This window comes from Faecalibacillus sp., from assembly GCF_047023275.1.
GTDB lineage: Bacteria > Bacillota_I > Bacilli_A > Erysipelotrichales > Coprobacillaceae > Faecalibacillus.
In genome coordinates this window covers 1-3,679 of the sequence record NZ_JBKYAR010000057.1, presented here as the reverse complement: position 1 = coordinate 3,679, position 3,679 = coordinate 1, and the positions used below count along the sequence as shown (strand labels likewise).

At 29.0% G+C, this 3,679-nt stretch carries 2 protein-coding genes; one reads left to right on the top strand and one right to left on the bottom strand.

Going from position 1 to position 3,679, the window contains the following annotated elements; all coding sequences use genetic code 11:
• The first annotated feature begins 347 nt into the window (after nucleotides 1-347).
• Nucleotides 348-2,075, top strand: coding sequence for an IS1634 family transposase (locus ACLVEP_RS12510; protein WP_412585233.1), 1,728 nt, complete (start codon nucleotides 348-350; stop codon nucleotides 2,073-2,075).
• A 236-nt stretch (nucleotides 2,076-2,311) separates the two neighbouring features.
• On the opposite strand, the gene ACLVEP_RS12505 is transcribed toward ACLVEP_RS12510, so the two are convergent.
• Nucleotides 2,312-3,286, bottom strand: coding sequence for an IS1595 family transposase (locus ACLVEP_RS12505; protein ID WP_257360652.1), 975 nt, complete (start codon nucleotides 3,284-3,286; stop codon nucleotides 2,312-2,314).
• Nucleotides 3,287-3,679 lie beyond the last annotated feature (393 nt).

Sequence of the window (3,679 nt, the reverse complement as noted above, 5' to 3'; positions counted from 1 at the left end):
AATAAAATATTATAAAGAAGCCTTTATTTAAGGGTTTCTTTTTTATAAAAATAAGTATAAAAGTATAATAATTTTTCTTTTTACAATATCTGAAATACTCTATAAACACCAAAACATAAAAAAACATCAAAAAAGATAAAATAAAAAAACGTTGATATAAAGGCAGAAAAAGAGGGAAACGGGAGTTTGACAGTTCACCGATATTCAGCTAGCATTCAATATACTCAAAACGCTTGTCCTGCATAGCTTTTTGAGTTTTTTTATTGTCAAATTTATTAAATTTGTTTGTGGTAATATGTAGTATTATGTGGTAATCTGTGGTATAATATCCACAGGAGCTGATACATATGAATCTTGTTATTTCTCAATCTAAAAATTCAAAATCTCTTTATATTAAAAAGTCTTTTAGAAAAAATGGTAAGACTACCTCTAAAACTGTTAAAAAACTTGGGACAATGTCTCAATTATTGCCTTTGCATAACAACAACGAAGATGAAGTCATTGCTTGGGCAAAAAATGTAGCTAAAGAAATGACTGAAAAAGAAAAACGTGATACCGATATCGTTTTGCTTTCCCTTTCTCAGTCAAAACTGTTAGAAATGAACAAACAATCTTTATATAATGGGGGCTATTTGTTTTTACAGGATATTTTTTATGATCTTAAGCTGGATAAGATGTGTGAAGATATCAAAAATGATTATAATTTTCAATATGATCTCTCTAATATCCTGTCTAGACTGATCTACTCCAGAATTCTTTACCCTTCAAGTAAATATTCTACTTTTGATGATTCAAAGAAATTTATCGAACAGCCTTCTTTTGAAATTCATCATATTTACAGGGCGCTGGATGTACTTGCCGAAAAGACAGATTATATTCAGGAATTTCTTTATGAAAAATCAAAAAATGTAGTGAAAAGAAATACCTCTGTTCTTTACTATGACTGTACTAATTATTTTTTTGAAATTGAAGATGAACGTGGCAGCTGTAAATACGGCAAAGGCAAGGAACACAGACCTCTTCCTATTATTCAAATGGGACTGTTTTTAGACGGCAACGGTTTCCCATTATCATTTGTCCTATTTCCAGGCAATGAAAGTGAACAGCCTTCACTTGTTCCATTAGAAAAAAAGATCATTAAGGATTTTCAACTATCAAAATTCGTTGTATGTACTGATGCAGGTCTTGCATCTACCGACAATAGAAAATTCAACAATAAAAACGAACGTTCTTATATAGTTACGCAATCACTGAAGCAAATAAAAAAGCACATAAAGGATTGGGCATTGAGTGAGGATGGATGGGAAAAAGATGAAATAAAAAATATAAATATAGCTGCACTCAAGCAGTCTTGTGATAATAATGAAGATCATGAAGAAGGAATATGGTATAAAGAAAGATGGATCAATGAAAATGGAATCGAACAAAGGATCATCGTATCCTTTTCACCAAAATATCGTGCTTACCAAAGGCATATTCGAAACAATCAGATAGAACGTGCTAAAAAAGCAGCATCAAAAAACCAAAAAATCATTCATAAAAATCAAAACAGTCCAACACGATTCTTAAAGGAAATAAAATATACGGACAGTGGTGAAGTGGCAAATGAAACCGAAATAGTAATCGATGAAGAAAAGATTTTGGAAGAAGAAAAATATGATGGATTCTATGCAGTATGTACTACATTGAATGATGATATAAAAGACATAATTGCCATAAATAAAAGAAGATGGGAAATAGAAGAATCATTTAGAATAATGAAAAGTGAATTCAAAGCAAGACCTGTCTATCTTCAAAAAGACAACAGGATCAAGGCACATTTTCTAACTTGTTTTTTGGCATTGATGTTTATTAGAATAATAGAAAGTAAAACGGATAATAAAATATCGGTTGAAACATTGATAGATATCTTAAAAGATTATAACTTTCAACATTTTGAAGGAAATGGTTATGTACCAACCTATACACGAAATGAAATGACAGATTTATTACATGAATCGTTTGATTTCAGAACAGATTATCAGATAGTGAGTGAAAAAAATATGAAAAAAATTATAAAAAAGACTAAAAAATAAAAAATATTACTACATTTTAGAGATAGAAAACCCCTTCAAACATCGCTATTTTGAAGGGGTTTTGTTTATTTAACTGTCAAAGACGGGATTATACCGGGGAAAATGGAAGTGCAAAAGCTTTTGTCAAAGAGATGTTAACAAGTGATCTTGTTGATGAAATTAAAAAGAAAAAGCTAAATAAAATATTATAAAGAAGCCTTTATTTAAGGGTTTCTTTTTTATAAAAATAAGCTTAATTAACCATCTGACACATGTGCATAGTATGGTTCGGATAAATTGAGTACAGTAATAATTGCTTTTTTAGGACATGGATGTGATTTCAAAACATATTTCTGTATTTTGTTCATGAAGTTCTTTCCAGTATATCTATGGTTGAAACGCCATTCTTGTTCATTCAAAAACAAAGGTAAGTCACGTTTAGTTACTCCATGATATATACCAGTAATATTATTCTTTATATCACCAATTAATACATTAAGCCAATACAATCTATGATTTTCTTCATCATAGAGTATTTTTTCTGATTTTAATGTTATTTTATCAGTTAATCCTAAAAAAGTTGTTTTTCCATCAGTGTTTAGTATTCTTTCTTTTGAAAGTATTGCTTTTTTTGAGATGAATCTAACAATATTATTTGTACTATCTACAGCTACTGGCATTAATTTTAAAAATTTTGGATATTTATTTTCTTTATCTGTTGATAACATTACTAAAAAGGGTTGCTGTTCAGTAGCAACTCCTTGTTTGTGTTCTTCTTTACTTTTTGAGCCTATATAAGCAACGTCTGCTTCATAAAAAAAGCTGTCCAGAATTTTTTCACTGTTACTTTGGGACATAAGAATCCTACATTTTCTACAAAGTAATAGCGCTGTTTTATAATTTATTTCTAATTCATTAGCTAATTCAATCGCAGACAAACCTTTATTTGCCGTAAAAAAGAGATACATTCCTAAAATCAATTTATAAAGATCTAGCTTATTATCTTGAAATATAGTATTAGAAAGTAAGTAATGTTGATGACCACATTCTTTACATTGAAAGACATCACCTCTTTTAATGGAATAGTAATGTGTACATCCACATTTTTCACAGTAAAAGCCAACAGGCCATTTCATTTTAAAAAAGAATTTTACACATTCATCATGATTATTTGCATATTTTCTAGTTAAAGTAATTAAAGAATCCTTTTTTGGTTTTTGATTTTTAGCCATAGTATCCACCTCTTTAAGAAAAGTATATAATATTTTAAAGAAGTGATAGATTATACTCCTCGGTTTAAAGTGAGAATAACGGAGTTAAATCAAAAGATGTGTCAGATGGTTAATTAAGAAAATAAGTATAAAAGTATAATAATTTTTCTTTTTACAATATCTGAAATACTCTATAAACACCAAAACATAAAAAAACATCAAAAAAGATAAAATAAAAAAACGTTGATATAAAGGCAGAAAAAGAGGGAAAGAGAGAGAAAACGAAAAAAAGATAGAGAAAAAGCTTTACAAAAGTAAGAAGAGATGGTAATATAAATGGGCACTCGACGAGAGAGTCAAGTGAGAGGACATTGAAAACTGAACGAGAAAGAATAAAACACAACGTCAATGAGA

Coding starts and splice junctions, on each gene's coding strand:
- ACLVEP_RS12510 (WP_412585233.1), top strand. CDS start 348: ATGAATCTTGTTATTTCTCAATCTAAAAATTCAAAATCTCTTTATATT.
- ACLVEP_RS12505 (WP_257360652.1), bottom strand. CDS start 3,286: ATGGCTAAAAATCAAAAACCAAAAAAGGATTCTTTAATTACTTTAACT.